The sequence below is a fragment of the Halomonas sp. CH40 genome (assembly GCA_041875495.1).
GTDB lineage: Bacteria > Pseudomonadota > Gammaproteobacteria > Pseudomonadales > Halomonadaceae > Vreelandella.
In genome coordinates this window covers 1,718,543-1,744,427 of the sequence record CP112982.1, presented here as the reverse complement: position 1 = coordinate 1,744,427, position 25,885 = coordinate 1,718,543, and the positions used below count along the sequence as shown (strand labels likewise).

The following is a 25,885-nucleotide window of genomic DNA, read 5'->3' as shown; positions in this document are numbered from 1 at the left end:
AACACCATACCCTCGTCCGAATCACCCACCTCCCGGTAAATGGTGACGCATGAAAGCCAGGTAAAGAATAAGGACCAGGGGGGGGGGTTGTAAAACGTGCCCATAAATAGCAGTTTTAATAGTACCGTGTTCAACCGTGCGAGCTCCCGATGTTTCACAATAAAGAGAAACACAGCCGAAAGAACCAGAACCCGCCACAAGACCCTTTCTCAGTACGCCCATCGTCTCAGGAAGGCCCTTCCAACCAATGGGGGCTGTTTTTCTGGCTGACCATTGGCATCTTTCTGGCGTTCTACTACCTGCAAGGCGTCGAACAGCCAGACCAGGTGGATCTGGCCTACTCCGACTTCCTGGAAGCCATTGAAAGCGACCACATCGAGGCTGTCACCCTGCGTGGCCAGTCGCTGGAAGGTCAGTTCACCGAAGCCGGGCGCGAAGCATTTAGCGTGGAAGAGTCAGAGGGCTTCGAAACCACCCGGCCAACCATCGAGAACACCCGCCTGCTTGAGCGCCTGGAAGACAACGAGGTTCAGGTATCGGCGCGCCCGACCGAGGCACCCTGGTGGCAACAGGTAATTGCCCAGGCACTGCCCTGGATCCTCATTCTGGGGCTGATGTTCTGGTTCTGGGGGCGCATGCAAAAGCGCATCATGGCCAATGGCGGTGGCGGCATGTTCAACATGGGCAAGTCGCAGGCGCGCCAGATCCGCAGCGAAGACAGCGAGGTTCGCCTGGAGGATGTTGCTGGCTCCGAAAACGCCAAGCGTGAAGTGACCGAAGTGATCGATTTTCTGAAAGAACCTGATCGCTATCAGGCGCTCGGCGCTCGCGTCCCCCGCGGCGTGCTAATGATGGGGCCGCCTGGCACCGGCAAGACTTTGCTGGCCAAGGCGGTGGCCGGCGAGGCCGATGTGCCCTTCTTTTCAATCAGCGGCTCAGAATTCATCGAAATGTTTGTCGGGGTTGGCGCGTCCCGGGTACGCGACCTGTTCAAGCAAGCCAAAGAACAATCGCCCTCGGTGGTTTTTATCGACGAACTGGATTCGATCGGCCGCGCCCGCGGCGCTGGCATGGGGGGTGGCAACGACGAACGCGAGCAGACCCTTAATCAGATCCTTGCCGAGCTGGACGGCTTCGCCAAGGACGAGACCGTGGTGGTATTAGCCGCCACCAACCGCCCTGACGTGCTCGACAAGGCGCTGATGCGGCCAGGCCGGTTTGACCGCAAGGTCACCATGGAGAACCCCCACCGCAACGCACGACGGCGGATTCTTGAGGTGCACACCGCCAAGATGCCGCTTGCAGACGATGTCGACCTTGAACGCCTGGCCAGCATGACGGTGGGCTTTTCAGGCGCCGACCTGGCTAACCTGGCCAATCAGGCGGCCCTGGTGGCCGGGCGACGCAAGCAGCAGAGCATCGATTGGCACTGCCTGTCGGAAGCACGCGACCACGAACTACTGGGTGAGGCCAAGGACATCGCCCTCTCTGCCGGGGAACGCCATATCGTGGCCTATCACGAAGCTGGCCACGCCCTGCTCACCTGGCTACTGCCCAAGGCAGACCCGCTTGAAAAGGTCACCGTGCTACCGCGTAGCCAGGCGCTAGGGGTTACCGCTCAGATGCCCAGCGAGGATCGCTTCAACATGGGCGAAAGCTACCTGCGCGACCGCATCACGGTAATGTTCGGCGGCCGCCTGGCAGAATCAATTGTGTTTGATGAGGTGTCAAGCGGCGCCGAAAACGACATCGAACAGGCCACCCAGCTGGCCAGGCGCATGGTCGGGCGCTGGGGTATGAACCGCCGGATTGGCCCGGTCACCTTTGCTGAAAACCAGGAGCATGTCTTCCTTGGCCAGCAGATGGCCCAGAACCGACAGTTCGGCGACGCCACCGCCAGCCTGGTCGACGAGGAGGTGCGCGAACTGCTCAACAGCCTGCAGGACAAGGGCGAGCAGCTGCTTAAAAAACACCGCAAGGCTCTGGACGCCCTCGCCCATGCCCTTGAAGAACACGAAACCCTGGAAAGTGATGAGGTTGGCGAGATACTCAAGGGCCTGGTGGCGGATGGCACTAAGTAACACTGATAACGGCCACTTAGCTAACCAGCCAAGTGGCCGTTGCTGTGTTGGTGAACAGCTAGGGCTGAAAAATGTTTAGAAACTTGATGTTATTCACTGCCCACGCAGGACACTGAAGCTCTCGTAAAGCCGTGCTGATAGAGGCTGTAGCAATCGCCAGGTAATGCTCATGGGCTTTTCGCCCCTATGGCTGATATAGGTCACCGGGCCACAGGCTCTGAAAGCGTGCGCCTTGGTTTCCTGTACGAACAGCTGGAAGCTCCAGGGCTTCTCCGAGCCTTCACCCTGTTGAATATAACGCTGGCCAGCCGGTGTGCTGGCACTTGCCGAGTTTTGGCTCTGCCAATGGAAAAGCTCAGCGCTGATGGCGTAATCGTCGTAGGCGATGCCTTCATGCCGAGCGGATGATTTATCCAGCGTCACAAACATCAGCTCGATGCCTTGCTCATGCAGCCTGACCACCCCTTCGCGAGAGCTCTTGCGTTTTTCAGCGCTGTGATATCCCACTGCCGTTAGTATCTCGCGCCGGCTGTAGCGGCTGTGCAGCTTCAAGGGCGTGTGCTCAAGCCCTTGCAACGGCGGGTAATGCGTATGAGCCTTCAGATTCAGGCATTCCGCCAGTTCCTTGAGTTCTTGTGCGGCTTCAGGCGCAGCGGCGAGGCGCTGCAAGAAAGCTTCTGGTGCACCTGTCTGGTTGTCATGGCTATCGATTTGATAGGCCAGCATCTGCAGCCTCAAGCGCTCCCGTTCAGTGCTGATGTGATAGTGAGCCGGGCTTTCTGCCACGCTTTCGAGCAGGTTTAACTGCTCTGCATCATCGATGTGCAGCAAACTGCTAAACCGCTGACTAAAATACGCGGCCTCTTCAGTCACTGGGTGGGTATCAAACAGGCCGATTGCTTGCTTCAGGTTCACCCAACCACGATGCTGTTTATTGCCAGATGCATAGATATCGTCAAGTTCAAGCCGCTGATCATGGATAAATTGGGCCAAAGTGAGCGCATCACGGCCGTGCAACGCAACATAGCTGCGCAGTTCCGTTTTCAGCCGCCGCCAGTTCTGGTTAACCGCGTCTTGTAACTGCTTGAGAATTTGCTCACGGGCCTGTTTTTGCAGCTGAATGTGGCAGCCGGACGGTAACTTACCAAAACCTCTTTGTGCGCCTTCGAGTATTTCACGGCGAGATAGCCCAGTGATAGCCTGATACAAGGTATCAAACTGAAACCCTTTGGACTGGCCGATAAAGTCCAGCACCAGGCAGCTGTCTTTATCTTCATAAAGACGCAGACCACGCCCTATCTGCTGCTGAAAAACAGTCGCACTCTGGGTGGGTCGAAGCAGTAAAAGCGTATCGACAAAGGGTAAATCAACCCCTTCGTTATACAGATCCACCGTCACAATCACGTTGATTTTGCGGGTTTCCAAGCAGTATCGCGCATCTCGGCGGGTTTCCTGGTCGGTTTCACCGGTGACCAACATAGCCTTGATACCCGCCTTGTTAAAGTAGTTGGCCATAAAACGCGCATGATTCACCGATACGCAAAAGGCCAATGCCCGACAGTTACCAATATCATCAACCAGTTGATCCCAGTTGCTGACCACCGCTCTGGCACGGGCATCATTGCCCGTTAGCAGCTTGTCGAGTTGCTGCTTTTCCAATGCCGGCTTTGACCACTCTATTCCGCGGTAATCCTGCTCATCATCACAGGCGTAATACTCAAACGGAGCCAGCAGTTGCATATCTAATGCATGCCATAAGCGCAGCTGAACGGCAGGCGTACCATCCGGGCGATTATCAAAGTGGCGCAGGATATCCTTGCTGTCATGGCGTTCTGGCGTTGCTGTCAGGCCAAGCAGAATGTGCGGCTGAATCGCCGACACAAAGCGCTCAAACTGGCGGGCCTCGATGTGATGACATTCATCCACGACCACGACGCGCCAATAGTCAGGCCCAAGCCGCTTTAGCAATGCCTGGCTGTGCAGGCTTTGCACCGTCGCAAACAGGTGTTCGTAGTCACTGGCCTCGTGATGCCCCGAGAGTAATTCGCCAAAGTTTGGTGAGCGCAATACTTGCCGATAGGTGGCACGTGCCTGCTGAAGAATTTCAATGCGGTGGGCGACAAACAAAAGCCTGGGGTGGCCCCCTTCCTGACGTGCAATAGCACGATAATCAAACGCTGCCATCACGGTTTTACCGGTGCCGGTGGCCGCCACCAACAAATTGCGATAACGATGGTGTTCCCGCTCTATCGTCAACTGGTCAAGAATATCTTCCTGAAACGCTTTGGGCTGCAGCTCAAAAAAGGTCGGGTTGGCAATGATATTGCCCTGCCCTGATTCACGCTTGAGTGCCTGACGCAGCACTGCCTGATGCTCACTGTTCGCAGGGTCATAAGGCTGGAATTCATTGTCTTCCCAAAGCGACTCAAAATGCGCCTTGGCACGGTTGAAGAGCTGACGCTGCCCCGTTTCGGTAAACTTGACTGTCCACTCCAGGCCACCCATTAAGGCAGCCCCAGAAAGATTAGCGCTACCGACGTAAGCAGAGCCAAACCCTGTGCTGCGGCTAAACAGCCAGGCTTTGGCATGCAAACGGGTGCGGCGGCCATCGAGGGACACCCTAACGTCACAATTTGGCAGTTCCGCCAATAGATTCAGCGCTTTCTGTTCAGTAGCCCCGACATAGGTGGTGGTTAAAACACGCAGCTTGGCTTGGCTATTTCCTCGGGCATCCTGGGCGGTGATTCTGCGCAGAATATCGATGATCTTGCGCACACCCGACACAGTAATAAAACTGACCAGGATGTCGACTTGATTGCAGTTAGCAAGCTCAGCAGACAGCTCGTGCAATAGTGCTGGGGAGTCTTTGCCCGCGGTAAACAACCAGGGTTGGGCAAGGGCAATACTGGGTAATTCTGGCTGACGCTGATGCTTATCAAGCGCCAGCAAACGGCTGGGGTGGTCTGGCAAAGTACCTGTTTGTGGGTCTTGGGATGTCTGCGGCTGATGATGACGTCTGGCCGTGACCAATAATTCATTAAATAACGCCACCTGACGCTGTAGCTTGCTATCTTCACCCTGGTGAGGCAGTTGCGCCAATAGCTGAGAAAGCTCTTCGGCAATCGCATCGGCCAGGCGTTGATGGCTATCATCCGGGTGCAAGCGCTCGATATAAGGCTGAAGCTCAGAGCTCTCCAGCTGATGCTTGATATCTTCCGTTATCAGCAGGTCATAAAGGCCTTTCGGCAGTGAGCGCTCGGCCATGGGGCAGTCCTTTTATTTTTAGTCACTTTTACATCTGGTTATAGGGCTCTCACAGTTCGCTAACCACTGTCTCACCAGCCATCGTACATAATATATGGATATCCTACCCCCTTTAGTCACGGCTTTGTCATGTCTCAGGCTGGGGGCTGGTTCAATGGCCAGGATTTGACGAAGCCGTCAAAGTCACATAAATTGACATATAAATACGCTTCCATAGGTGACATTATGACGATTGAAATCAAGGACGTCGTTGATCGTGAGGGCTTTATCATGGCAGATGCTCTCCTGAATGAGCTGCATATCACCAAGCGTGAGTTCGCTCATGCAATTGGCCTGAGTCATAACGCCATTATCCGTAAGGATCGACTGCATGCCGTCTCAACACAGCAGCGCCTGCGTCAGACCTATGAGATCCTCAAGCGCATCGAACCCTGGGCGGGGTCAACCAGTGCAGCCTGGTCTTGGTACCGCACCTATCCCATTGCACCTCTGGGCGACCTTACTGCAGAGGATCTGGTCAGCCAGGGCCGTGCTGATGATGTTCGCGCCTATCTTGCCCTGATTGCTGAGGGAGGCTATGCGTGAGCCTGCTGGAACTGGGCTTTCGGTACAGAGGCATTGTCTATCGTGGGCATAACCCCAGATGGCAGCATGCGCCTGAATCCGGAGAAGGTGCGGCTCGCCATGGAGGGCGTTGGAACCCTGTTGGCGTCCCTGCTCTATACACAAGTGAACGTTTCGAGACCGCCTGGCTTGAGGCGCAGCAAGGTTTTCCGTTCAAAACCCAGCCACTGACCCTGTGTGCCTATGAAGTGGACTGTGGGCCTATGCTGGATCTTTGTGATCCGGCGGTTCAGGCAAGGGTTCATCCTGACCCTGAAAGCTGGATGCATGAGGCCTGGCTCGACAGAAAGCTACGCAAGGAGCCTGTAGTGGCATGGGAAATAGCGGCGCAGTTGATAGCCGAAGGCTTCACCGGCATCCGCGTTCCCTCTCGGGCAAAAGGTGCGACAGCGCGAGACATCAATATCGTGTTCTGGAAGTGGACACGCCAGGTGCCGACACGCGTATGCGTCATCGACGATGAGAAGCGTCTGCCAGGCAAGCCAAAATGAAGATAATGAAGATACTGACAGCAGCGCGCTGTGATTTTACAAACATCAGCACCGAAAAATCATTTTATCGATTCTGGCCGCGGTGTGCCCAGGCGGTCATGCGCTTTTCCAGCAGCGAGAAGAGTTCGTACATCACCATGGCCATGGCGCTGATCACGATCAGCCCGGCAAACACCAGCCCCATGCGCATCTGCGATCCGGCGCTCATCATCAGGTAGCCAATGCCTTGGTTGGAGGCGACGGTTTCCGAGACCACGGTGCCCACGAATGCCAGGGTGATCGCCACTTTTAATGAGGCGAAAAAATACGGCAGCGAGCGCGGCAGGCCGATTTTCAATAGCACATCCAGGCGCCGGGCGCCGAGTACGCGCAACACGTCTTCCATCTCTGGCTCAAGAGTCGCCAACCCGGTCGCTACATTGACGACAATGGGGAAAAAGCAGATCAGGAAGGCGGTGAGAATCGCCGGCACCGAACCAATCCCGAACCACACCACCAGGATCGGTACGAAGGCGACCTTGGGGATCGCATTGAACCCCACAAGCAGCGGATAACAGGCGTTATACAGAAAGCGTGAAGAGCCGATGATAAAGCCTAACCCCAGCCCCACCACTACCCCGAGCGCAAACCCGACCAGAGTGGTCCAGAGGGTTTGCCAGGAATGCATGCCGATAGGGCCTGCATAGGTGACCAGGGCAATGGCGGTATCCAAGGCGCTGGGGAAAATGAAGCTGGGGACATTGAAAAGGCGTACCGTCAGTTCCCATATCAGCGTCAATACCACCACTGCGATCCACGGCGCCAGCCGCTCGGCCATTTGACGATTAACATTCATAGCGAAGCTCTTTTAATAGTGAAGCTCTTTTAATAGTGAAGCTCTGTCCTGGTTGGATTCAGCGGCTGCGGATTTCACCAATCTGTGCGCGCAGTTCATGCACCAAATCGATAAACGGCTTGTCGTAGGTGATTTCCAGCGGACGGGGGCGTGGCAGATCAATCTGGCGCCGTTCGACGATTCGTCCGGGGCGGCTGCTCATCACATAAACGGTATCGGCAAGAAACGCCGCTTCGCGCAGATCGTGGGTGACCAGCACCACGGTGAAGCGCTGCGCCTCCCAAAGGTCGCGCAGCACGCACCAAAGCTCCTCGCGGGTGAAGGCATCCAGGGCGCCAAACGGCTCGTCCAGCATCAACAGCCGGGGCTGATGAATCAACGCACGACAGATGGAAGCACGCTGCTGCATACCGCCGGATAGCTGCCACGGGTACTGGTCTTCGTAGTCGGCCAGGCCCACCGTTTTGAGCAGCTCCCGCGCCCAGCCCTCAAACTCCTTGCGGCGTTTGCGAAACTGATGCCGGTAGGGTTTGACGATTTCCAGCGGTAACAGGACATTATCCAGGGTTGTGCGCCACGGCAGCAGGTTGGCATTCTGAAAGGCCATTCCGGAGATTTTCAGCGGCTCGGTGACCGCCACCCCATCCACCTTGATCGCCCCCGCCGTGGGCGCGTTAAGGCCCGTGCAGAGTTTCATAAAGGTTGATTTGCCGCAGCCTGATGGCCCGACGAAGGCGACAAATTCGCCTTCGTGGATACTCAGACTGATGTCTTCAATGGCATTTCCCGAGTCGTCGTAGGCCAGGCTCACATCGTCAAAGGCAACAAACGCCGACATCCTACTCCTCCCCTGCTGGCAGCAGCATGCGCTCCTCGCGCGGCGGCAGATACGCGCTATCGAAAACGTCTTCAACCTCAGGCAGCGTCGGCAGGGAGTAGGCATCACCCACCAGCTGGATTGCCTCGGCTAGGCGCTGTGTATCGATACCTCCCACACCGTTTTCACGGGCATCCGGCGTATCCACCACGCTATCCAGGGCAAGTTTCAGGCGGCGGGTTTCCATCTCGACATCAATCAGCTGATCGCGGTTACGCACGTAGTCAATCGCCGCATCGGGATCATCCAACGTTTCGCCCAGGGCGCGATTGAAGGCGCGCAAGAAACCGCGTACCGCTTCCGGGTTCTCTTCAGCAAACGCTTCACTGGCAATAATGGCGTTGCCATAGAGGGGTACACCGTATTCGGGAAACGGCATGATGGTCAGGTCGTCCTGGCTCATGCCGCGCTCTTCAAGATTCAGTAAGCTGGTGAAGTAGAAGCCGGTGATGGCATCCACATCGCCCCGGGTAAGCAGGGTTTCACGCAGTGTCGGATCGACGTTTTGCCACTCCACCGCCTCGGGGTCCAGATCGTTGGCAGCAGCAAAAATACCCCAGGCGCGATAGCCGGTATCAAAGGTGGGGGCAGCAATGGTTTTACCGGCCAGATCCGCGGGGGTTTCAATGCCACTGTCCTTGCGGGCGAAAACGGCGGCAGGCGTGCCATCGTAGACGCTATACACGCCGGTGATACCAGGCCCCTCGGGGTTTTCGGCCAAAAACTCCACCAGGGCGTTCAGGTCGCCAAAGCCCATTTCGTAGGCGCCGGAAGCCACGCGGTTAATCGCGCCTGCCGAGCCGCTGCCGGAGTCGATCTGGACATCCAGGCCTTCCTCGGCAAAGTAGCCGCGCTCAACCGCCATCAGAAAGGGAGCGGAAGGCCCTTCAAAACGCCAGTCCAGCTGGAAGCGAATGTCGGTTTCCTGAGCATGACTTGCCGAAGACAACAGCGCCATGGCCAGGGCCACACTGCCTAATCCAAGACCGCTGTTTATCTGTTTGCCGGGTGCTCTGCTTGCCTGCATCTTCATGGACGACTCTCTATGTATACGGTAAACGTATCAAGAGTTTGCATAAAAACAGCCAATATAAATAAAATGCTTTTTTATCAGAATATTACAATCAATTTATAGCAAAGCATTGGATCAGCCTAAAACGCTGCGCACCTTTTTCTGGCGTGGGTAATCAGGGATGCACCATTATTGCCCCTGACTGACCGCTCAACGGATCAACCCAGGGCATGCCGTCACTCTTGCCAGGCCGAGATAACAGCGCGCTCCTCATCTGTCATGTTAGTGATATTACCCAGCGGCATATAATGATTGCCAACCACTTGCTGGATTGTCTCCCGCTGACCAAGGGTCTCTTCCCAGCTCTCGAACACGTATCCCGCCGGGGGCGCATTGAAGCCGGCATGTTCAGGATTACGGGCATGGCACTGCACGCAGTGCTGCTCAATAATGGTGCTTACCTGCTCGCGCCCGGGTGCGGACGCTTCCGACGACGAGCCAGTGACACTGGGGGCGCCAACCCAGAAAGCCAGCACGATGAGCGCCCCACCGGCCACCAGATAGAGCGGTTTGTTGTGGCCAGCGTGCATCAGCACGAAGAACTGGCGAATCACCGCGCCGGCGAAAATCAGTAATGTCATGAGCACCCAGGCAAGCTCATGGGAATACAGGAAGGAATAGTGGTTGCTGATCATCAACAGCACCACCGGCAGCGTGAAGTAGGTGTTATGCACCGAGCGCTGTTTGCCACGCTTGCCATCCAGCGGATTGGGCGCCTCGCCGGCCTGCATGGCCTTGACCATGCGCCGCTGTCCGGGAATGATCCAGAAGAAGACATTGGCCGACATGGCCGTAGCCATGACCGCGCCGGTGAGCAGAAAGGCCGCCCGCCCGGTAAACATCTGGGTGCTCAGGTACGCCACCACCACCATCATGACCGCCACGGCCAGACTCAGCAGGCCATCGCGCTCCATATTGGGGCTGATGCGCTTGCAAAGCTCGTTGTAGACCACCCAGCCACTAAGTAGAAACGCCAGCGCCAGCAGGTTAGCCTGCCAGCCGCTCAGATTTGCCGCCCATGCCCAGGGGCTATTGGTGTTGACCAGATAAAAATCGGGGCTTGCCATATACAGCACCACAAACAGGGCGAACCCGCTCAGCCAGGTGGTGTAGGCTTTCCAGAATGACCAGTGCAGGCTATTAGGCAGTTTGTCAGGTGCCGTGGTGTATTTCTGGTTGTGGTAGAAGCCGCCACCGTGGACGGCCCACATTTCACCGGACACGCCCTTTTCACGGTCCTCGTCCGCCTTGGGTGTTCGCAGGCTGTTATCCAGCATCACGAAGTAGATTGATTCACCAATCCAGGCAATGGCTGCGATGACATGCAACCAGCGCAGCAGCAAGTTGACGACATCAACAATATAGCTGTACATGGCACTCCCCTTCTTTACGCGTTAACTGCCGCGATAGGTGGTGTAGCCGTATGGCGAGAGCAGAAGCGGCACATGGTAATGCTGATTGGCATCGGCAACGCCAAAGCGCAGTGGAATCACATCCAGAAAGCGCGGCTCAGAAGCGTCCTTGTGTTGGCGACGCAGGTAATCACCGGCGTGAAAGATCAGCTCATATTCCCCTGCTGTGAAAGCATCACCCTCAAGCAGGGGGGCATCGCAGCGGCCATCGTCGTTGGTGGTCACAGTGCCGAGATGTTCTCGCTGGGTGGCTGACAGGCGATACACATCAATCATGATGCCTTGACCCGGGCAGCCCCTGGCGGTATCCAATACGTGGGTGGTTAAACGTCCCATTCTGACTCCTTTTTGGGTTAATCTAAAATACGTTTGCTTGCTTTATTGTATACAGCATTGACTTTCAAACTCACACCATACGGGAGACAGCATGCCGCCCTCACCTTCACAACCGCTTCTTGAGCCACGCCCCAGCCCGCTTGATCTGGACACCTTCGTGGCCCATTACGGCGATATCTACGAGCACTCTCCCTGGGTGGCTGAGGCCGCTTGGAAGCAAGGCTTGACCACTGAGCATGACCATCCCGATCGCCTCGCCGAATTGATGGGGCACATACTTCAGCAAGCCAGCAGCGACGAGCAGATCAAGGTGATTCGCGCCCACCCGGATCTGGCTGGCAAAGCGGCCCTCGCCGGAGAACTCACCGGCGATTCGACCCGCGAGCAGGCTGGCGCAGGGCTTGATCAGTGCTCACCCGAAGAGCTCGCGCGCTTTGAACGTCTGAACGCCGCCTACAAACACAAATTTGGCTTTCCTTTTGTGATTGCCGTCAAAGGCCTGGATCGCTACGCCATTCTTAACGCCTTTGCCGAGCGTATCGACAACGACCTGGCCACCGAGCGGCGCACGGCGGTTGAACAGATCATACGTATCGCCAGGCTCCGCTTGCGCGCACGGGCCGACGGTTAGCGCCGGTGCTGGCAGCGCCCATTGGCCCAGGTTTCAAGAATGGCGCGGTCGTCACCCAGCATCATCAGCGCAAAAAGCCGCTCGGCAAGGGTCTGGCAACGCGCCGTTCGCCGGGCAAGTAGCGGTGTGGCGCGGGTGTCCAACACGACGAAATCCGCTTCCATCCCCTCGGCCAATCGGCCGATATGCCCATCTAACGACAGTGCTCGCGCATTGCCCAGCGTCAGGGCATAAAAGCCCTGCCAGGCGGTCAGCGCCTCACCGCGCAGCTGGCCGACCTGATAGGCCGCCTTAAGAGTGGCCAGCCCGGAAAGATCGGTGCCCGCGCCAATATCACTGGCCACGCTGACCGCCAGCCCGGCTTCCCGGGCGGATCGGCGATCAAACAGGCCGCTGCCCAGAAACATGTTGGAGCTCGGGCAGAAAGCGATATTGGCGCCCTGCCCGGCCAGGCGCGCGCGCATGCCGTCATCCAGATGAATGCCGTGGGCAAAGGTGCTGCGCGGCCCGACCAGGCCGGACTGCTCGTAGACGTTAAGGTAGTCGCGGCTTTCCGGGAACAGCTCGGCTACCCAGGCGATCTCGCCGGTGTTCTCGGCCAGATGGGTCTGCAGCCACAGGCTCGGGTCGCTGCGCAAGAGCCCACCGGCGGCGTCAAGCTGCGCCCGGGTCGAGGTGGGCGCAAAGCGCGGGGTGACGCTGTAACCCAGCCGCCCTTTGCCGTGCCAGTCGGCGATCAGCCGTTCGCTATCGCGGATGCCGCCGAAGGTATCATCGGTGAGCGCCTCGGGGGCGTGGCGATCCATCAGCACCTTGCCCGCCAGCATGCGCAGCTCGCGACGTTGGCTGGCCGCGAAAAACGCCTCCATTGACTGCGGATGACTGGAACCAAACACCTGCGCCGTGGTGGTGCCGACGCGCAACAACTCCTCGATAAAGGCCTCGGCGATGGCATCCGCATGCTCGCGCACGGCAAAGCGGCACTCTTCCGGAAAGGTATAGTCGTTAAGCCAGTCGAGCAGCTGGCGCCCATAGGACGCCATGATCTCCAGCTGTACATAGTGCACATGGCTATCGATAAAACCGGGCATGATCAGCTTGCCGCTGTGGTCCACGATCTGGATACCCTCGGGCAACTGAGGCGCCAGACGCGCGTAATCATCCAGCGCACGTATGCGGCCGTTTTCCAGCCACAGGGCGCCATCGGGCAAGTGCCGGACAGTGCCCGCCAAGGGGGTATCGTCGTCACCCGGGTCGGCATCAAAGCTCAGCAGTTCGGCGCGCAGCACAAGGCCGTGGCGTTGGAAAGAGGTTAAAGTATCTATCGCGGTCATGGTGTCAGGTGTCGTCAGTATAAACAGAAGGGGTGGAAAATAACGGCTTGAGTGCCTGAGGCGTCAGGCCGCGCTGCTCGCTGGGCGCCGGGTCTGCCGCCAGCGGCAACAGCTCGGCCAGGGTAAGCAGCGCAATGGCGTAGGGGGTTTTATCATTGACCTTGGTGGTCTCGCCGTCTGGCCCCTTGGCCATGCCCAGCGGACAGCGCACTGTCTCCAGCGCGGCCGCAGGGTGACCATCGCGTAAAAGCCGGCTGCGGAAGCTTGCCCACTTGCTGTGTGAACCAATCAGGCCGATGGAGGCGCAGTCGTCGCGGGTAAGCAGCGCGCTGATCAGGGCGCGGTCCTCACTGTGGTCGTGGGTCATCACCAGCGCATGGGCCGCGCTGGGCAGCGAGGCAACGGCGCTTTGGGACTCGTTCACGGGGTAACAGTCAAGGCGTGGCTGCCCTTGGGCCCAGCTCGGGAAAGCGTCCTTGCGGCTGTCGAACCACATGATGCGCCAGCCCAGCGGCTGGGCCAGCTGGACGATTTCGCGCCCGACGTGGCCAGCACCAAACAGCGCCAGCGTTGCCCCGCTGCCAGGAAAGACCTCAAGCAGGACGTTGACGAAACCACCGCAGCACTGGCCGCTGCGCCCGCCAAGCGAGAACGCCTCCAGCGACATGCCCGCCTCGCCTGCGCTGAGCTTGTGCCGGGCAGCGGCAATGGTCTGCCACTCAAAGGTGCCGCCGCCCAGGGTATCGAACACGGCCTCCTCAGTAATCACCATGCGCGCCCCTGGCTCCCGGGGAGTCGAGCCGGCACTGGTCACCTGGGTGGCCAGTACATGAGGCAGGCCCTCACGCTGCAGGCGATGGAGGGCAGCATGCCAGGTCTCGGCGACATTCACGCTGACACCTGCTCGCGACGCAGCGCGTCAGCGGCCAGCAGCACCCGTTCCGGGGTGGCCGGCGTATCCAGACGCGGTGACCGGCGATAATCCGCAAGGCTTGCCAGCGCGTCGCGCAGCGCCGACCACACCGAGATAGCCAGCATGAAAGGTGGCTCACCCACCGCCTTGGAACGATAGATACTCGCCATTGAATTAGGGTGGCCTTCCATCAGGGCGACGTTAAACACCGGCGGCAAGTCGCCAAAGGTGGGGATCTTGTAGGTAGCGGGGCCCGTCGTCATCAGCTGGCCGTCAGCATTCCAGTTAAGCTCCTCACTGGTCAGCCATCCCATCCCCTGAATAAAGCCTCCCTCTACTTGGCCAATATCAATGGCCGGGTTTAATGAGTCGCCCACATCGTGAAGGATATCGACACGTGTGACCTGATATTCACCGCTCAGGGTATCAACACAGACTTCGGACACCGCCGCACCAAAGGCGTAGTAATAGAAAGGATTGCCCTGGCCAAGGTTGCGATCGTAGTGAATCAGGGGCGTGGCGTAGAAGCCCTTCTCCGACAGCGAGACGCGACCAAAATAGGCGGCCTGGATCAGCTCGCCCCAGCCAATGCGCCGCTCGCTGTTGCCTGCCCCCACAACCAGCTGGCCTTCTTCCAGGCGCATGCTGTCGGTATCCACGCCCTGCTCGGCAAAAAAGTGCTCGGCGGCAAAGTCAAACAGGCGCGCCTTAAGCTTCACACAGGCATCCCGGGCAGCCTGGCTGTTGAGGTCGGCCCCGCTGGAGGCCGCGGTCGGCGAAGTGTTGGGCACCTTGTCGGTACGCGTGGCGCTGATGCGCACTGTGTTGAGATCCAGCCCCAGTTCGCGGGCCACCACCTGGATGATCTTGGTGTGCAGCCCCTGGCCCATTTCGGTGCCCCCGTGATTGATCAGCACACTGCCATCGGTATACACATGCAAGAGCGCGCCGGCCTGATTAAGATGCTTGGCGGTGAAGGAAATACCGAACTTCACCGGCGTCAGCGCCAGGCCTTTCTTGATCACGCTGTTTTGCGCATTGAACGCTGTGATTGCCTCACGTCGCGCCCAGTAGCCGCTACTTGTTTCCAGCTGCGCCATCAGCGTATGCAGCAACTCGGTCTGGTCGACCTGCTGGCCATAGTGCGTCACATTGCGTGGCGAAGACGAGTCGTCCTGGCGATACAGGTTGCGCTTGCGCACCGTCAGCGGGTCTTCTCCCAGGTGCCGGGCAATATCATCCATTGCCGCTTCAATCGCCATCATGCCCTGGGGGCCGCCAAACCCGCGAAACGCCGTGTTCGAGGCGGTGTGGGTGCGCGCCCGATGGCCCGTCACGCAGGCAGCGCCCAGCGAATAGGCGTTATCGCTGTGGAACATGGCGCGGTCGACAATGGCATCAGAAAGATCCGGCGAGTAGCCGCAATCACCAATCAGGGTGATCTCACCGCCCTGGATCACGCCGTTACCATCCACGCCCAGCCGGTAGCGGTTGTGGAAAGGGTGACGCTTGCCAGTCGCGCGCATATCCTCGCTGCGCGGCAGGCGCACCCGGGCGGCGCGTCCGGTGCGACGGCTGATCAGTGCGGCGATACACGCCCAGGGCGAGGCCTGAGTTTCCTTACCGCCGAAGCCGCCGCCCATGCGGCGCACTTCCACGGTCACGGCGTGCAGCGGAATGCCCAGCACCTCGGCCACCAGCTTCTGGGTTTCACTGGGATGCTGGTTGGACGTGTGCACCACGACCCCATCATCCTCGGTGGGCGTGACCAGGCAGGCCTGGCCTTCCAGATAGAAATGTTCCTGGCCGCCGACAAACTGCTCGCCTTCAATCACATGCGCAGCCTCCTTCAGCGCCTGCTGCCACTCGCCACGCTGTTGCACATGGGCGGGACGAACCACTTCATCACGCGCAATGGCGGTTACCGGGTCAAGGCTCGGGGTGTCGGCGTCAACGCTGACCATGCCGGCATCAAACGCTGCCTTGACGGCCTCCCGCGCGCCACGATAGGTCTCGGCAGCCACGGCAAACAGTACCTGGCCGGCGTAGCTGATTTCCGATTCAACCAATACCGGGTCGCCGGGAAATACCGGGCCAATATCAGTGTGCCCCGGCACATCCTCGACCCCGACAGCGTCAACCACGCCAGGCAACAGGCGAATACGTGGCAGATCCAGGTGGGTAAGCCGACCATGGGCAACGCTTGAAAGCCCCAGGGCGATGTGCAGCGTATCGGCTGGCGCCTTGAGGTCATCAATGTAGGCAGCGCGGCCGGTCACATGCTTGATGGCACTCTCATGCATGCGGGAATGCTTGTCAGCAGGACGCTTGGCGCCAGCAGGTGCGGTCGGTGGCAGACTAGTGAGCGTACGCATGGAGCATGACCTCCTCGGTCGGAGCAGTAGACGACACCACAAGACGCAGGCGCTCCAGCAGGTTGGCAGCAGCCAGTTGGCGATACTCTGCGCTGCTGCGCACATCGCTGATGGGCATGAAGGCCTCAAGCAGGGCCGCGCGGGCGGCGGTAAACGTCACCTCTGTGGGTGGCTGCCCTTCCAGAGCGGCTTCGACGCTATAGGCACGCTTGGGAATGGCCGCCATGCCGCCGAAGGCCAGGCGCACCTCGCGCAGCACTCCCTGCTCCATACGCCAGTGAAAAGCCCCCAGCAGCGCTGAGATATCGTCCTCGCGGCGTTTGGATATTTTCCACACCTTGAGCGTATGCGCGGGCTTGGGTGCCGGCAAGAAGACCGCCCGGATCACTTCGTCTTCGCGCAAGGCGGTCTTTTTGTAGTCAATAAAGAACTCATCCAGCGCCAGCTCCCGCTCGCCCTCTGGGCTGGCCAGCAACAGCCGCGCTTCAAGCGCCAGCAACACCGGTGGGGTATCGCCAATGGGCGAGGCATTGGCGATATTGCCCCCCAAGGTGCCACGGTTACGGATCTGCGCCGAGCCCAGGCGGTGAAGCAGATGGGCAAAGCCGGAAAAATGCTCATCCAGCAGCGGCATCAACCGCGTATAGGTCACGGCGGCACCGATCCACCAGCCTTTCCGCCCATCGTCAAGCGTGGCAGCTGCTACTCCCAACAACTCATCCACCCGGGTAACATCAATCACCCGCTCATAGCGCTTCAGGTTCTGGGTGACGTTCAGCCACAAGTCAGTTCCCCCAGCCACCAGCGGCGCCACAGGGTGACGCTTACGTGCGACGAGCAGTGCCGCCAGAGTTGTCGGCTGCACAAAGTGCTCGTCGGCTGATGTACTATCTATCTGCGCTGCGAGTTCCGGTGCAGAAACATCGTGCCACCAGGCATAGCGCGGCGCTGGGTGATCGGCCATGCTCAGCGCCGCATCACGAATCGGCCGGTAACCGGTGCAGCGGCACAGGTTGCCGCCCAATGCCGCTTCCAGGCGTTCGGGTGTCAGTGGCGAAGGCGTATCGGGCTGGGCTTCGTGCAAGGTAAACAGCGACATCACAATGCCGGGTGTGCAGAAGCCGCACTGGCTGGCGTGACAGGTGACCATCGCCGACTGCGCCGGGTGCAGGTTATCGCCATCGGCGAGCCCTTCAACGGTCACCAGGCTGCGGCCTTGCAATTGATGGGCGGGCATGATGCAGGCGTTTGCACTATGGTAGTGCATTTTTCCTGTATCATTGACGTCACCGACCGCGACGGTACAGGCGCCGCAATCACCGGAAGCGCAGCCTTCCTTGGTGCCCACCTGGCCAAGCGTCTCGCGCAGTAGCTCGAGCACGCTGGTATCGGGCCTGGCCGCCACGTTGCGCGGCTGGCCATTAAGCAGGAAGTTGATCATGGCATTAACTCACATGTTGACCAATTGGTCAGGATAGTTCCAAGAATGGTTCAGTCCTGATAACAATGCAAGTCGCGGGCCATATTTTCAGGAGCCAAAATGACCTCACCCCCTGGCACCGCCAAGCCATCAGCGATATCCAAAGAGGCCACGCGGGCACACAACGAGCAGCTGATCCTTGCCGCCGCCGAGACCATTTTTGCCCGCCATGGCTATCGCGGCGCCAGCGTTCAGGCCATCGCTGAAGCCGCCGGGCTGCCAAAGTCCAATGTGCTTTACTACATGGGCAGCAAACAGGCGCTCTATGTGCGCCTGCTGGCAAGGATGATGCAGCGCTGGAATGCGCTGCTGGATGATATTTCGGTAGAGGATGACCCAGCAGAAGTGCTCACCGCCTTCATACGCCGCAAGATGCAACTCTCGCTTCGCCATCCTGAGGGGTCCCGGCTATTTGCAGCCGAGATTCTGGGCGGCGCGCCCTTTCTTCAGGAGTATCTGAGCGGCGAGCTGCGCGACTGGGTCGAGAGTCGTGCCCGGGTTTTCGAGCAATGGGCCGAACGCGGCCTGATGGACCCGGTGAATCCGGTCTGGCTGATTTTCCTGATCTGGTCATCCACCCAGCACTACGCCGACTTCGAAACCCAGGTACTGGGCATCACCGGCAAGGAGACGCTGAGTGAAGACGATATCGAGGACATCACCCGCTTTCTGTCCCGTATTGTTCTTAAGGGCTGTGGGGTGCGACAACATGAAAAAAGGACGTGATGTACAATCGGACGCAGCACCTGACTTACCACTTGTCGCTGCGCCCTATTGAAGGCGTGTCGATTAACGAGCCAGCACCGCGCGCGTTTGCACTGCGCTGCTTTCCACCGCATCGGCGAGCAGTTCTGCCGTGATAGCCGATAACGTCCAGCCAAGGTGCCCATGGCCCGTATTGTAGAAGACGGTCGGCAGTTTTCCGTTGCCGACGCGCGGCATCATATTGGGAAGCATGGGGCGTAGCCCCGCCCAGGGCACCACTTGGCGCGTGCTGACATTAGGAAAGCATTCTTCCACCCAGCGGATAAGCGGACGAATACGGTCGTCACGGATATCGCGGTTGATACCGCTGAACTCGGCGGTGCCTGCCACGCGAAAACGGTCATTACCCAGGCGGCTAGTGACGAGCTTGGTGTCATCATCAAGCAAGCTGACCGTTGGCGCGCCCTGTTGAGAGGCAGCATCATTAAGGCCCACGGTAATCGAGTAACCCTTGACGGGATAGATATTCACCCGGTCTCCCAGTTTGGCCGCCAGGTGGCGGCTACCAACGCCTGCACAAACAACTACGCCGTCGAAGGTTTGGCGTACGGACTGACCATCAACCTCAGCGACAACCCAGGCGCTGGTTTCATTGGCGCCCAGATCCTGAACGCTATGGCCATAGTTGAGGGTCGCACCACGACGCTCGGCCGCCTGGGCAAGGCTGTGAGTAAATTTATGAATATCACCTGTGGCATCGCTTTCAGTATAAAAGCCGCCATAGTAGTTGCCAGCAAGCGTCGGCTCGATGACACGCATTTCCTCTGGTGTCACTGGACGGCGCTCAAGCCCGCCTTTTGCCAGCAATTTTGAGACATTGGCAGCATGGTCAAAGCCTTTTTTATCGCGGTAGATATGCAATATGCCTTCATGCTTGACGTCAAAGTCGATAGATTCGTCGGCGGCCCACTGAAACAGGTGCTCACGGGCGGCAATCGCCAGCCGTGCCGTTTCACTGGTGTTGTTTTCATACTGGGGAATAGCGCGGATAAATTCGGCGAACCAGCTCAGCTTGTGCCAGGTGGGACGCGGACTGACCAAAAGCGGCGCATCGCGGCGTAGCATCCAGCGCAATCCCTTAATCACGGTTGGCCAGTGGTTCCACACCTCCGCGTTAGAGGCCGACAGCTGGCCGCCATTGGCAAAAGACGTCTCCATGGCAGCATAGAGATTTTTTTCGAACACAGTGACATCAAAGCCGCGTTTGAGCAGGCTGTAGGCAGTGGTAATACCCGTGATGCCACCGCCGATAACAGCGATATGGCGGGGGGAAGCAGGTAGCATGCTTTCTCTCCAGATGTAAGGCGTCAGGAAAAAACACACGGGTTAGGTGTGTGCCCCTTCCGTCCTTAACCTGAGAGATTCGCAAGCCATGGGCTTGTTTGCTCCTTCGGTGGACTGAATGACGCAGACATCAGCCGCTCTCCGGAAAGTTTTCGCGCAGACGGTCCGGGGGCCTGAGAGTTTCCGGGGCGGTTGCTCCTTTGGCGCTGCTTCGATGCATGATGACAAGATCGAAAGCAATCTCTCCCGCAAGCGCGTAAACTTGTTACGCATTAATTAATACTTCATATAGCAAACAAAGTTCAATTACCTAAACGTCTAGCCGATGACATTTCATATGCCTTTGTCTTTTCCAGACACTCCAATACATCATTAGCGGTCGCCTTATCAGGGCCTTTTGACGCATAATTTTCATGCCCAATGCCTGCTTGAATAACACGCTATTCTTTAAAAGATTAAACATATACCTTTTTGCAAAATCTCATTGTACTTGTTAGGCTAAAATTGAAATACTTTTAAGCCAGTGGAGGTGAAGATATGCAAGAAGTCCGCAAAACCACCCTTCCGATTATTAAGATGGCTAAGGAAAATGAAGAGTTTCGTCAGGTGATCTGGACGGGCGATAATACCCAGCTTGTTTTGATGGCAATTCCCCCGGGCGGTGAAATCGGTGGTGAGGTTCACGAGGGGCACGACCAACTACTCTATTTTGTAGAAGGTGAGGGTGAGGCCTCTATTGGTGACACCCAGGTCGAGGTTCAGGCCGGCTATGTCAGTATAGTGCCTTCCGGGGTCTACCATAACTTCCGCAATACCGGCCCCATCATGCTCAAGCTTTACACAACCTACTGCCCTCCTGAGCATGCGCCGGGCACCGAACACGAAACCAAGGATCAGGCAGACGCCTACGAATAAACAGGTATTCTCAAACGGACGGCCCTACATGGTCGTCCGTTTTTATTTGTCCACACCATAATGACCTGGCCGTACCGAATATCGGCTATCACCGCCACTTTTTCCAAAAAACGATGGATGCGCGCTGGCTCAGCTTATAAAGTCATAGCCGTCAACGCAGTTTTGCGTCAGCTCAAGCAAAGGATAAGTAGCGGTGAGAAAACATGTTGCATTGAGCCTGGTAAGCTTTTTTTTGAGTCATAGCGTGCTGGCTGACGAACGAGCCGCTGAAACAGAAAATGATAGCGACCTGCCTGCCTGGGCGGTAGAGCGGCTGGAACCCACGCGTAAAAGCATCGGCAACTGGGTAGATAACACCTCACGCAATATCGACGGCTTTTTTGGCACGGACGAAAGCCTCAGGGTAGAGAACGAATCCTATCTGCGCTTTGGCCAGGAAGTTGACTGGATGGAGGGCGACGGTGCCAGCGGCGACCTGAGTCTGCGTTTTCGTCTTGATCTTCCCACGTCAGAAGACCGGCTACGTCTGGTCATCGAAAGCGACCCGGAAGAATCCCAGGGCACCCTTCAGGAACAGGGCTCAGGGCGATTGAGTAATGATCAGCGTGACCGGCGCTCGTCTACTCTGGGGCTGAACTGGCTGGAAAGCCGTGATAAACGCGAAAACTGGAGCAATCGGGTAGGCGCGGGTATTCGGCTACGCATTCCGCTGAACCCTTACGTGCGTTTTACCAGCGAGCGGCTGTGGCAGCTGAATGAAGGCCCCTGGCAGCTGGAATCCAACAATCGCCTTTCCTGGTTCAATAACAGCGGCTATTCCGCCCGCACCCGCTGGGATCTCGGGCGCTCCCTTGATGCGTCAAAACACCTGCGTTTTCTCACTAATATTCAGTGGCGGGAAGAAGAGGATAACCTGGAATACAGCGAAACGGCTGAACTGAATCATCGTATCAATAGCCGCAGCGCCCTGCGTTATTCCGCCATTGCGCTGGGTGAAAGCGCCTCCAACCCGCGGATTACCAATTATTATCTGCAGACTCGTTACCGGCGCGACCTGCATAAAGGCGTGCTGTTTGCCGATGTAATTCCAGAGCTGCATTTCCCTCGTGAGCACAGCTATGACCCGCGCTGGGCCGTCACCTTACGTCTGGAAATGTACTTTCAGCGCGAAATTCAGAAGAACTATTTTTAGCGCCCCAGCAAAAAATCCCGCTGTGCCTGTTGGCATCAGCGGGATTTTTATGTGGCCAGAACGACTTAAAGGCGCAAACCACCATCGCATTCAATCACACGCCCGGAGAAGTAGTCATTGGTCAGAATAAACTCAACGCTCTGAGCAATGTTATCCGCTTCACCTAGGCGCTTGAGGGGCACACCTGAGGCAATGTTTTCGAGAATTTCAGGCCGCATGGCGGCTGTCATCTCGGTATTGATAAAGCCAGGCGCCACGCTGCCGGTACGGATACCGTAACGGGCCAGCTCTTTTGCCCAGGTAACCGTCAGCGCATTCAGCGCGGCCTTGGCCGCCGAGTAGTTTGACTGCCCCATATTACCCGCGCAGGAAATACTCGAAATATTGACAATCACCCCTTCCTGATCAGCCTCGATCATCTGGGTCGCCGCTTCACGGCCGCATAGAAAGGCACCGGTCAGGTTGACATCAATAACACTCTTCCAGGCATCCAGCGTCATACGCTTTTGTACTTCACCTTCCTTGGCTTTGATCAGCAAGGCATCTTTGGTGATACCGGCATTGTTGACCAGACCGCTCACGGCACCCATTTGGTCAAGAATATCGGCAAACGCCTGGGTAACGGAGGCTTCATCCGCCACATTGACAACAAAAGCGCGGGCATCAATACCGCCGCTGGCCAATTTGGCGACAGCACTATCCAGATTATCGGCATTCAGATCCAATAACGCCAGACGGGCACCCGCTTTACCCAGACGTTCCGCCATGGCAAAACCAAGGCCACGGGCACCGCCAGTTACTGCAATAATTTTATTGGTTAATTCCATGCTTGAATCACCTTTTGATCTAATGATGGTGCATCGCAGCATAAAACATATGAAAGAAAAATGCGATGACATCCATGTTTCACTCCCCTATAAACTTGTGTAAAGACATGATCATCACCATATAAAGGCAATTGATTAACTGGAGCGCCCTATGCCCCTTTTGCTACTTATTCCCTTGTTTACCTTGCTTGATTTCGTCGTGCTGTTTTCCGTCGGCAGTGAAATCGGGCTCTTGATCACGCTGATATTAATTTTCGTTACCGGCGTGGGTGGTCTACATCTTATCCGCCGCGAAGGCGCCTATAACCTTGCTCGCGCTCGCGAAAAGCTCAACGCCGGTGAACTGCCCTCCAGTGAATTACTCACTGGCGCAGCGCTGATTTTCGGCGGCGCTTTGTTAATGGCGCCGGGTTTTCTGTCTGATGCGCTTGGGCTGGCCTGCCTGATTCCCAATGCCCGGCGTTTGATGTTCAAACTACTTGCCTGGCTGGGTATTGCTCGCGTTAAAGCCCAGAGTGAGGCCCCTCACCAAAAGGCGAACAAGCACCGCTCAGATGATTGGAACCAGCATAAGCGCCCTGGTTCTGATCAGGCTGGCAAGACAGGGCGAGGGGCTGACAGCAACGAACCGCTGGAAGGTGATTTTATCTCCCGCGACGAATCGCGCCGCTAATAATGCCTCGATAACCCCTCGGCCCATGAAAAATTTGCATTTTTTTTGTCTCGCCCCCTTGAAAGGGATCACCTAGCCCCCACTTTTGAGGCAGCACACAGAATCGGTGGCAACGGATGTTGCCACCATAAACAACGAAGGCATGAGCCTTCACATCCTGTTGGTAGAATGCCTCAGGATGCTTGATCTGAAACCGCCCAAATGGGCATTGAACGATACTCAGGAGAGCGCAAGCATGAATATCCGTCCTCTGCACGATCGCGTCGTTGTACGCCGCGTTGAAGAAGAGCAAACCACTGCGGGTGGCATTGTGCTGCCGGGCAACGCCCAGGAAAAGCCGACGCGTGGAGAGGTGCTGGCCGCTGGTAAAGGCCGCATTCTGGATAGCGGAGATGTTCGCCCTCTGGACGTTAAAGTGGGTGACACCGTGATTTTCAAGGATGGCTTTGGCGTCGAAAAACAGAAAATCGATGGCGAAGAAGTTCTCATCATGAGCGAGTCAGACATTCTGGCCGTCGTTGAAGGTTAATCAGCCAACGGCTGACTCAGCGGCATAGACCGTTCACGTTTAACGATTCCCCTTAAACCGAACTAAAAGTCAGGAAGTAACGAACATGGCAGCTAAGCAAGTTAAGTTTTCCGATGATGCTCGTAAGCGCATGGCGCGTGGTGTTGACGTTCTTGCCAACGCGGTAAAAGCGACTCTCGGCCCGAAAGGCCGCAACGTGGTACTGGAAAAATCCTTCGGTTCTCCGACGGTCACCAAAGACGGTGTTTCTGTCGCCAAAGAAATCGAACTGAAAGACAAGTTCGAGAACATGGGCGCTCAGATGGTCAAGGAAGTCGCTTCACAGACATCTGACGTGGCCGGTGACGGTACCACCACGGCGACTGTCTTGGCTCAAGCCATCATTGCGGAAGGCCTGAAAGGCGTGACCGCTGGCATGAACCCGATGGATCTCAAGCGCGGCATCGATCAGGCCGTTAACGCTGCAGTTAAAGAAATCAAGGCGATGTCCGTGCCTTGCACTGACCCGAAAGCCATTGCTCAGGTAGGTACCATTTCTGCCAACGGCGACAAGCGCATCGGTGAAATCATCGCTGAAGCGATGGAAAAAGTCGGCAAGGAAGGCGTCATCACCGTTGATGAAGGCCGTGGCTTTGAAGACGAGCTGGAAGTTGTCGAAGGTATGCAGTTCGACCGTGGCTACCTCTCGCCCTACTTCGTCACCAACCAGGACACCATGACGGTAGAAGTTGAAGACCCGTTCATCCTGCTGGTCGACAAGAAAATTTCCAACATCCGTGAGCTGCTGCCGACGCTGGAAGCAGTTGCCAAAGCGGGCAAGCCGTTGGTGATCATCGCTGAAGACATCGAAGGCGAAGCCCTGGCGACGCTGGTTGTCAATAACATGCGCGGTATCGTCAAGGTTTCTGCTGCCAAGGCGCCGGGCTTCGGCGACCGTCGCAAGTCCATGCTGCAGGATATCGCTATCCTGACCAACGGCACCGTGATTTCTGAAGAAGTTGGCCTAACCCTTGAGCAGGCGACCCTGGATCACCTGGGCACCGCCAAGCGCGTCACCATGTCCAAGGAAAACACCACCATCATCGATGGTTCAGGTGCTGAAGGCGATATCGAAGCACGCGTTAACCAGATCCGCGCGCAGATCGAAGAAACCTCTTCCGATTACGACAAAGAGAAGCTGCAGGAACGCGTTGCCAAACTGGCAGGCGGCGTTGCCGTTATCCGCGTAGGCGCTGCCACTGAAGTTGAAATGAAAGAGAAGAAAGCCCGCGTAGAAGACGCCCTGCACTCCACCCGCGCTGCGGTTGAAGAAGGCGTTGTACCGGGTGGTGGTACCGCACTGGTTCGCGTCATGGCCAAGGTTCAAGGCCTGACTGGCGACAACGAAGACCAGAACCACGGTATCAACATGGCGCTGCGCGCCCTGCAGTCACCGCTGCGTCAGATCGTCACCAATGCCGGTGAAGAAGCCGCTGTAATTATCAACCGCGTCAAGGATAGCGAAGGCAACTTCGGCTATAACGCCCAGACCGGCGAGTATGGCGACCTGTTCGAGATGGGCGTCCTCGACCCAGCCAAGGTAACCCGTACTGCCCTGCAATCCGCTGGTTCCGTCGCTGGTCTGATGATCACCACCGAGTGCATGATCGCCGATGACCCGGAAGAGAAAGAAGCCGCTCCGGACATGGGTGGCATGGGCGGAATGGGTGGAATGGGTGGCATGATGTAAGGCGACAAACGTCGCTCAGCTAGCCTTGCCAGCTGAATCATGACCCCAGTGAGGCACTTGCTCACGACAAGCAAGTGCCCCACCCAGCAGAAAATAGATTTCCGCTGAACTACGATATCCGAGCTGATTACTAGCTCGGATATTTTTTATCTACGCAAAGCCTGTTAACTACCTACACCTGCCCTTCTGTTTGTACATCTTGCCTTGACGCCGCGTTTTTTCAGCCTCAGGGCCCGGAGCCTTCCC

Annotated in this window: 22 protein-coding genes and 1 riboswitch; of the genes, 10 read left to right on the top strand and 12 right to left on the bottom strand. The window is 57.3% G+C overall.

What is annotated here, in order from left to right; translation table 11 throughout:
* Positions 1-149 precede the first annotated feature (149 nt).
* Positions 150-2,081: an ATP-dependent zinc metalloprotease FtsH gene (gene ftsH / locus OR573_08015; protein ID XGA81552.1), complete on the top strand. Its 1,932-nt coding sequence runs from the start codon at positions 150-152 to the stop codon at positions 2,079-2,081.
* A 93-nt stretch (positions 2,082-2,174) separates the two neighbouring features.
* Here ftsH and OR573_08010 read toward each other — a convergent pair whose 3' ends face one another.
* Positions 2,175-5,345: a DUF3427 domain-containing protein gene (locus tag OR573_08010; GenBank protein XGA81551.1), complete on the bottom strand. Its 3,171-nt coding sequence runs from the start codon at positions 5,343-5,345 to the stop codon at positions 2,175-2,177.
* A gap of 225 nt (positions 5,346-5,570) precedes the next feature.
* Between OR573_08010 and OR573_08005 the strand changes: the two genes are divergently transcribed.
* Both OR573_08005 and OR573_08000 read left to right on the top strand, forming a co-directional pair.
* Positions 5,571-5,930, top strand: coding sequence for an XRE family transcriptional regulator (locus tag OR573_08005; protein XGA81550.1), 360 nt, complete (start codon positions 5,571-5,573; stop codon positions 5,928-5,930).
* On the top strand, positions 5,927-6,460 hold the full coding sequence (locus OR573_08000; protein XGA81549.1) for an RES domain-containing protein: 534 nt from the start codon (positions 5,927-5,929) through the stop codon (positions 6,458-6,460). The genes OR573_08005 and OR573_08000 overlap by 4 nt, the downstream gene beginning before the upstream one ends.
* 64 nt (positions 6,461-6,524) lie before the next feature.
* Here the strand turns inward: OR573_08000 and OR573_07995 are convergent, their stop codons facing one another.
* The 5 genes from OR573_07995 to uraH form a co-directional block, all read right to left on the bottom strand.
* Positions 6,525-7,295: an ABC transporter permease gene (locus tag OR573_07995; protein ID XGA81548.1), complete on the bottom strand. Its 771-nt coding sequence runs from the start codon at positions 7,293-7,295 to the stop codon at positions 6,525-6,527.
* 58 nt (positions 7,296-7,353) lie between these two features.
* On the bottom strand, positions 7,354-8,133 hold the full coding sequence (locus tag OR573_07990; protein ID XGA81547.1) for an ABC transporter ATP-binding protein: 780 nt from the start codon (positions 8,131-8,133) through the stop codon (positions 7,354-7,356).
* A 1-nt stretch (position 8,134) separates the two neighbouring features.
* A complete protein-coding gene (locus tag OR573_07985; protein XGA81546.1) occupies positions 8,135-9,205 on the bottom strand; it encodes an ABC transporter substrate-binding protein in 1,071 nt (356 codons plus the stop codon).
* 215 nt (positions 9,206-9,420) lie between these two features.
* A complete protein-coding gene (locus tag OR573_07980) occupies positions 9,421-10,617 on the bottom strand; it encodes a urate hydroxylase PuuD (GenBank protein XGA81545.1) in 1,197 nt (398 codons plus the stop codon).
* 21 nt (positions 10,618-10,638) lie between these two features.
* Positions 10,639-10,992 carry a hydroxyisourate hydrolase gene (gene uraH, locus OR573_07975; protein XGA81544.1) on the bottom strand — a complete coding sequence of 118 codons (354 nt, stop codon included), beginning with the start codon at positions 10,990-10,992 and terminating at the stop codon, positions 10,639-10,641.
* Between the two features lie 91 nt (positions 10,993-11,083).
* Here uraH and uraD point away from each other — a divergent pair, with 91 nt between their 5' ends.
* Positions 11,084-11,623 carry a 2-oxo-4-hydroxy-4-carboxy-5-ureidoimidazoline decarboxylase gene (gene uraD / locus OR573_07970; GenBank protein XGA81543.1) on the top strand — a complete coding sequence of 180 codons (540 nt, stop codon included), beginning with the start codon at positions 11,084-11,086 and terminating at the stop codon, positions 11,621-11,623.
* Here the strand turns inward: uraD and guaD are convergent.
* Genes guaD through xdhA form a run of 4 tightly spaced genes read right to left on the bottom strand, consistent with a single transcriptional unit; the run spans position 11,620 to position 17,686 of the window.
* Positions 11,620-12,957, bottom strand: coding sequence for a guanine deaminase (gene guaD / locus OR573_07965; GenBank protein XGA81542.1), 1,338 nt, complete (start codon positions 12,955-12,957; stop codon positions 11,620-11,622). The two genes, uraD and guaD, sit on opposite strands and share 4 nt — an antisense overlap.
* A 4-nt stretch (positions 12,958-12,961) precedes the next feature.
* A complete protein-coding gene (gene xdhC / locus OR573_07960) occupies positions 12,962-13,849 on the bottom strand; it encodes a xanthine dehydrogenase accessory protein XdhC (protein ID XGA81541.1) in 888 nt (295 codons plus the stop codon).
* The gene (xdhB, locus tag OR573_07955) at positions 13,846-16,245 is read right to left on the bottom strand and encodes a xanthine dehydrogenase molybdopterin binding subunit (protein XGA81540.1); all 2,400 of its coding nucleotides are present in this window, start codon (positions 16,243-16,245) and stop codon (positions 13,846-13,848) included. Before xdhB ends, xdhC begins: the two co-directional genes overlap by 4 nt.
* A complete protein-coding gene (gene xdhA, locus OR573_07950) occupies positions 16,229-17,686 on the bottom strand; it encodes a xanthine dehydrogenase small subunit (GenBank protein ID XGA81539.1) in 1,458 nt (485 codons plus the stop codon). Before xdhA ends, xdhB begins: the two co-directional genes overlap by 17 nt.
* Before the next feature lie 99 nt (positions 17,687-17,785).
* Here xdhA and OR573_07945 point away from each other — a divergent pair, with 99 nt between their 5' ends.
* Positions 17,786-18,451 (top strand): TetR/AcrR family transcriptional regulator, encoded by a 666-nt coding sequence (locus OR573_07945; protein ID XGA81538.1) that lies wholly within the window; start codon positions 17,786-17,788, stop codon positions 18,449-18,451.
* 63 nt (positions 18,452-18,514) lie between these two features.
* Here OR573_07945 and OR573_07940 read toward each other — a convergent pair whose 3' ends face one another.
* Positions 18,515-19,774: a D-amino acid dehydrogenase gene (locus tag OR573_07940; GenBank protein ID XGA81537.1), complete on the bottom strand. Its 1,260-nt coding sequence runs from the start codon at positions 19,772-19,774 to the stop codon at positions 18,515-18,517.
* A gap of 49 nt (positions 19,775-19,823) precedes the next feature.
* Positions 19,824-19,929, bottom strand: a riboswitch (glycine riboswitch).
* Positions 19,930-20,311: 382 nt separating this feature from the next.
* Between OR573_07940 and OR573_07935 the strand changes: the two genes are divergently transcribed.
* Both OR573_07935 and OR573_07930 read left to right on the top strand, forming a co-directional pair.
* Positions 20,312-20,689 carry a cupin domain-containing protein gene (locus OR573_07935; protein ID XGA81536.1) on the top strand — a complete coding sequence of 126 codons (378 nt, stop codon included), beginning with the start codon at positions 20,312-20,314 and terminating at the stop codon, positions 20,687-20,689.
* Between the two features lie 244 nt (positions 20,690-20,933).
* A complete protein-coding gene (locus OR573_07930) occupies positions 20,934-21,881 on the top strand; it encodes a hypothetical protein (GenBank protein XGA81535.1) in 948 nt (315 codons plus the stop codon).
* 65 nt (positions 21,882-21,946) lie between these two features.
* Here OR573_07930 and OR573_07925 read toward each other — a convergent pair whose 3' ends face one another.
* The gene (locus OR573_07925) at positions 21,947-22,708 is read right to left on the bottom strand and encodes an SDR family oxidoreductase (GenBank protein XGA81534.1); all 762 of its coding nucleotides are present in this window, start codon (positions 22,706-22,708) and stop codon (positions 21,947-21,949) included.
* Between the two features lie 151 nt (positions 22,709-22,859).
* Here OR573_07925 and OR573_07920 point away from each other — a divergent pair, with 151 nt between their 5' ends.
* The 3 genes from OR573_07920 to groL all read left to right on the top strand — a co-directional run bounded on the left by OR573_07920 (position 22,860) and on the right by groL (position 25,639).
* Positions 22,860-23,381 carry an FxsA family protein gene (locus tag OR573_07920; protein XGA81533.1) on the top strand — a complete coding sequence of 174 codons (522 nt, stop codon included), beginning with the start codon at positions 22,860-22,862 and terminating at the stop codon, positions 23,379-23,381.
* A 235-nt stretch (positions 23,382-23,616) separates the two neighbouring features.
* Positions 23,617-23,910, top strand: coding sequence for a co-chaperone GroES (locus OR573_07915; GenBank protein ID XGA81532.1), 294 nt, complete (start codon positions 23,617-23,619; stop codon positions 23,908-23,910).
* An 85-nt stretch (positions 23,911-23,995) separates the two neighbouring features.
* Positions 23,996-25,639: a chaperonin GroEL gene (gene groL, locus OR573_07910; protein ID XGA81531.1), complete on the top strand. Its 1,644-nt coding sequence runs from the start codon at positions 23,996-23,998 to the stop codon at positions 25,637-25,639.
* The last annotated feature ends 246 nt before the right edge of the window (positions 25,640-25,885 follow it).

Bases quoted from the DNA above. Each gene is read 5' to 3' on its own strand.
- ftsH (XGA81552.1), top strand. From the start codon at position 150: ATGTTTCACAATAAAGAGAAACACAGCCGAAAGAACCAGAACCCGCCA.
- OR573_08010 (XGA81551.1), bottom strand. From the start codon at position 5,345: ATGGCCGAGCGCTCACTGCCGAAAGGCCTTTATGACCTGCTGATAACG.
- OR573_08005 (XGA81550.1), top strand. From the start codon at position 5,571: ATGACGATTGAAATCAAGGACGTCGTTGATCGTGAGGGCTTTATCATG.
- OR573_07995 (XGA81548.1), bottom strand. From the start codon at position 7,295: ATGAATGTTAATCGTCAAATGGCCGAGCGGCTGGCGCCGTGGATCGCA.
- OR573_07990 (XGA81547.1), bottom strand. From the start codon at position 8,133: ATGTCGGCGTTTGTTGCCTTTGACGATGTGAGCCTGGCCTACGACGAC.
- OR573_07985 (XGA81546.1), bottom strand. From the start codon at position 9,205: ATGAAGATGCAGGCAAGCAGAGCACCCGGCAAACAGATAAACAGCGGT.
- OR573_07980 (XGA81545.1), bottom strand. From the start codon at position 10,617: ATGTACAGCTATATTGTTGATGTCGTCAACTTGCTGCTGCGCTGGTTG.
- uraH (XGA81544.1), bottom strand. From the start codon at position 10,992: ATGGGACGTTTAACCACCCACGTATTGGATACCGCCAGGGGCTGCCCG.
- uraD (XGA81543.1), top strand. From the start codon at position 11,084: ATGCCGCCCTCACCTTCACAACCGCTTCTTGAGCCACGCCCCAGCCCG.
- guaD (XGA81542.1), bottom strand. From the start codon at position 12,957: ATGACCGCGATAGATACTTTAACCTCTTTCCAACGCCACGGCCTTGTG.
- xdhB (XGA81540.1), bottom strand. From the start codon at position 16,245: ATGCGTACGCTCACTAGTCTGCCACCGACCGCACCTGCTGGCGCCAAG.
- xdhA (XGA81539.1), bottom strand. From the start codon at position 17,686: ATGATCAACTTCCTGCTTAATGGCCAGCCGCGCAACGTGGCGGCCAGG.
- OR573_07945 (XGA81538.1), top strand. From the start codon at position 17,786: ATGACCTCACCCCCTGGCACCGCCAAGCCATCAGCGATATCCAAAGAG.
- OR573_07940 (XGA81537.1), bottom strand. From the start codon at position 19,774: ATGCTACCTGCTTCCCCCCGCCATATCGCTGTTATCGGCGGTGGCATC.
- OR573_07935 (XGA81536.1), top strand. From the start codon at position 20,312: ATGCAAGAAGTCCGCAAAACCACCCTTCCGATTATTAAGATGGCTAAG.
- OR573_07925 (XGA81534.1), bottom strand. From the start codon at position 22,708: ATGGAATTAACCAATAAAATTATTGCAGTAACTGGCGGTGCCCGTGGC.
- OR573_07920 (XGA81533.1), top strand. From the start codon at position 22,860: ATGCCCCTTTTGCTACTTATTCCCTTGTTTACCTTGCTTGATTTCGTC.
- OR573_07915 (XGA81532.1), top strand. From the start codon at position 23,617: ATGAATATCCGTCCTCTGCACGATCGCGTCGTTGTACGCCGCGTTGAA.
- groL (XGA81531.1), top strand. From the start codon at position 23,996: ATGGCAGCTAAGCAAGTTAAGTTTTCCGATGATGCTCGTAAGCGCATG.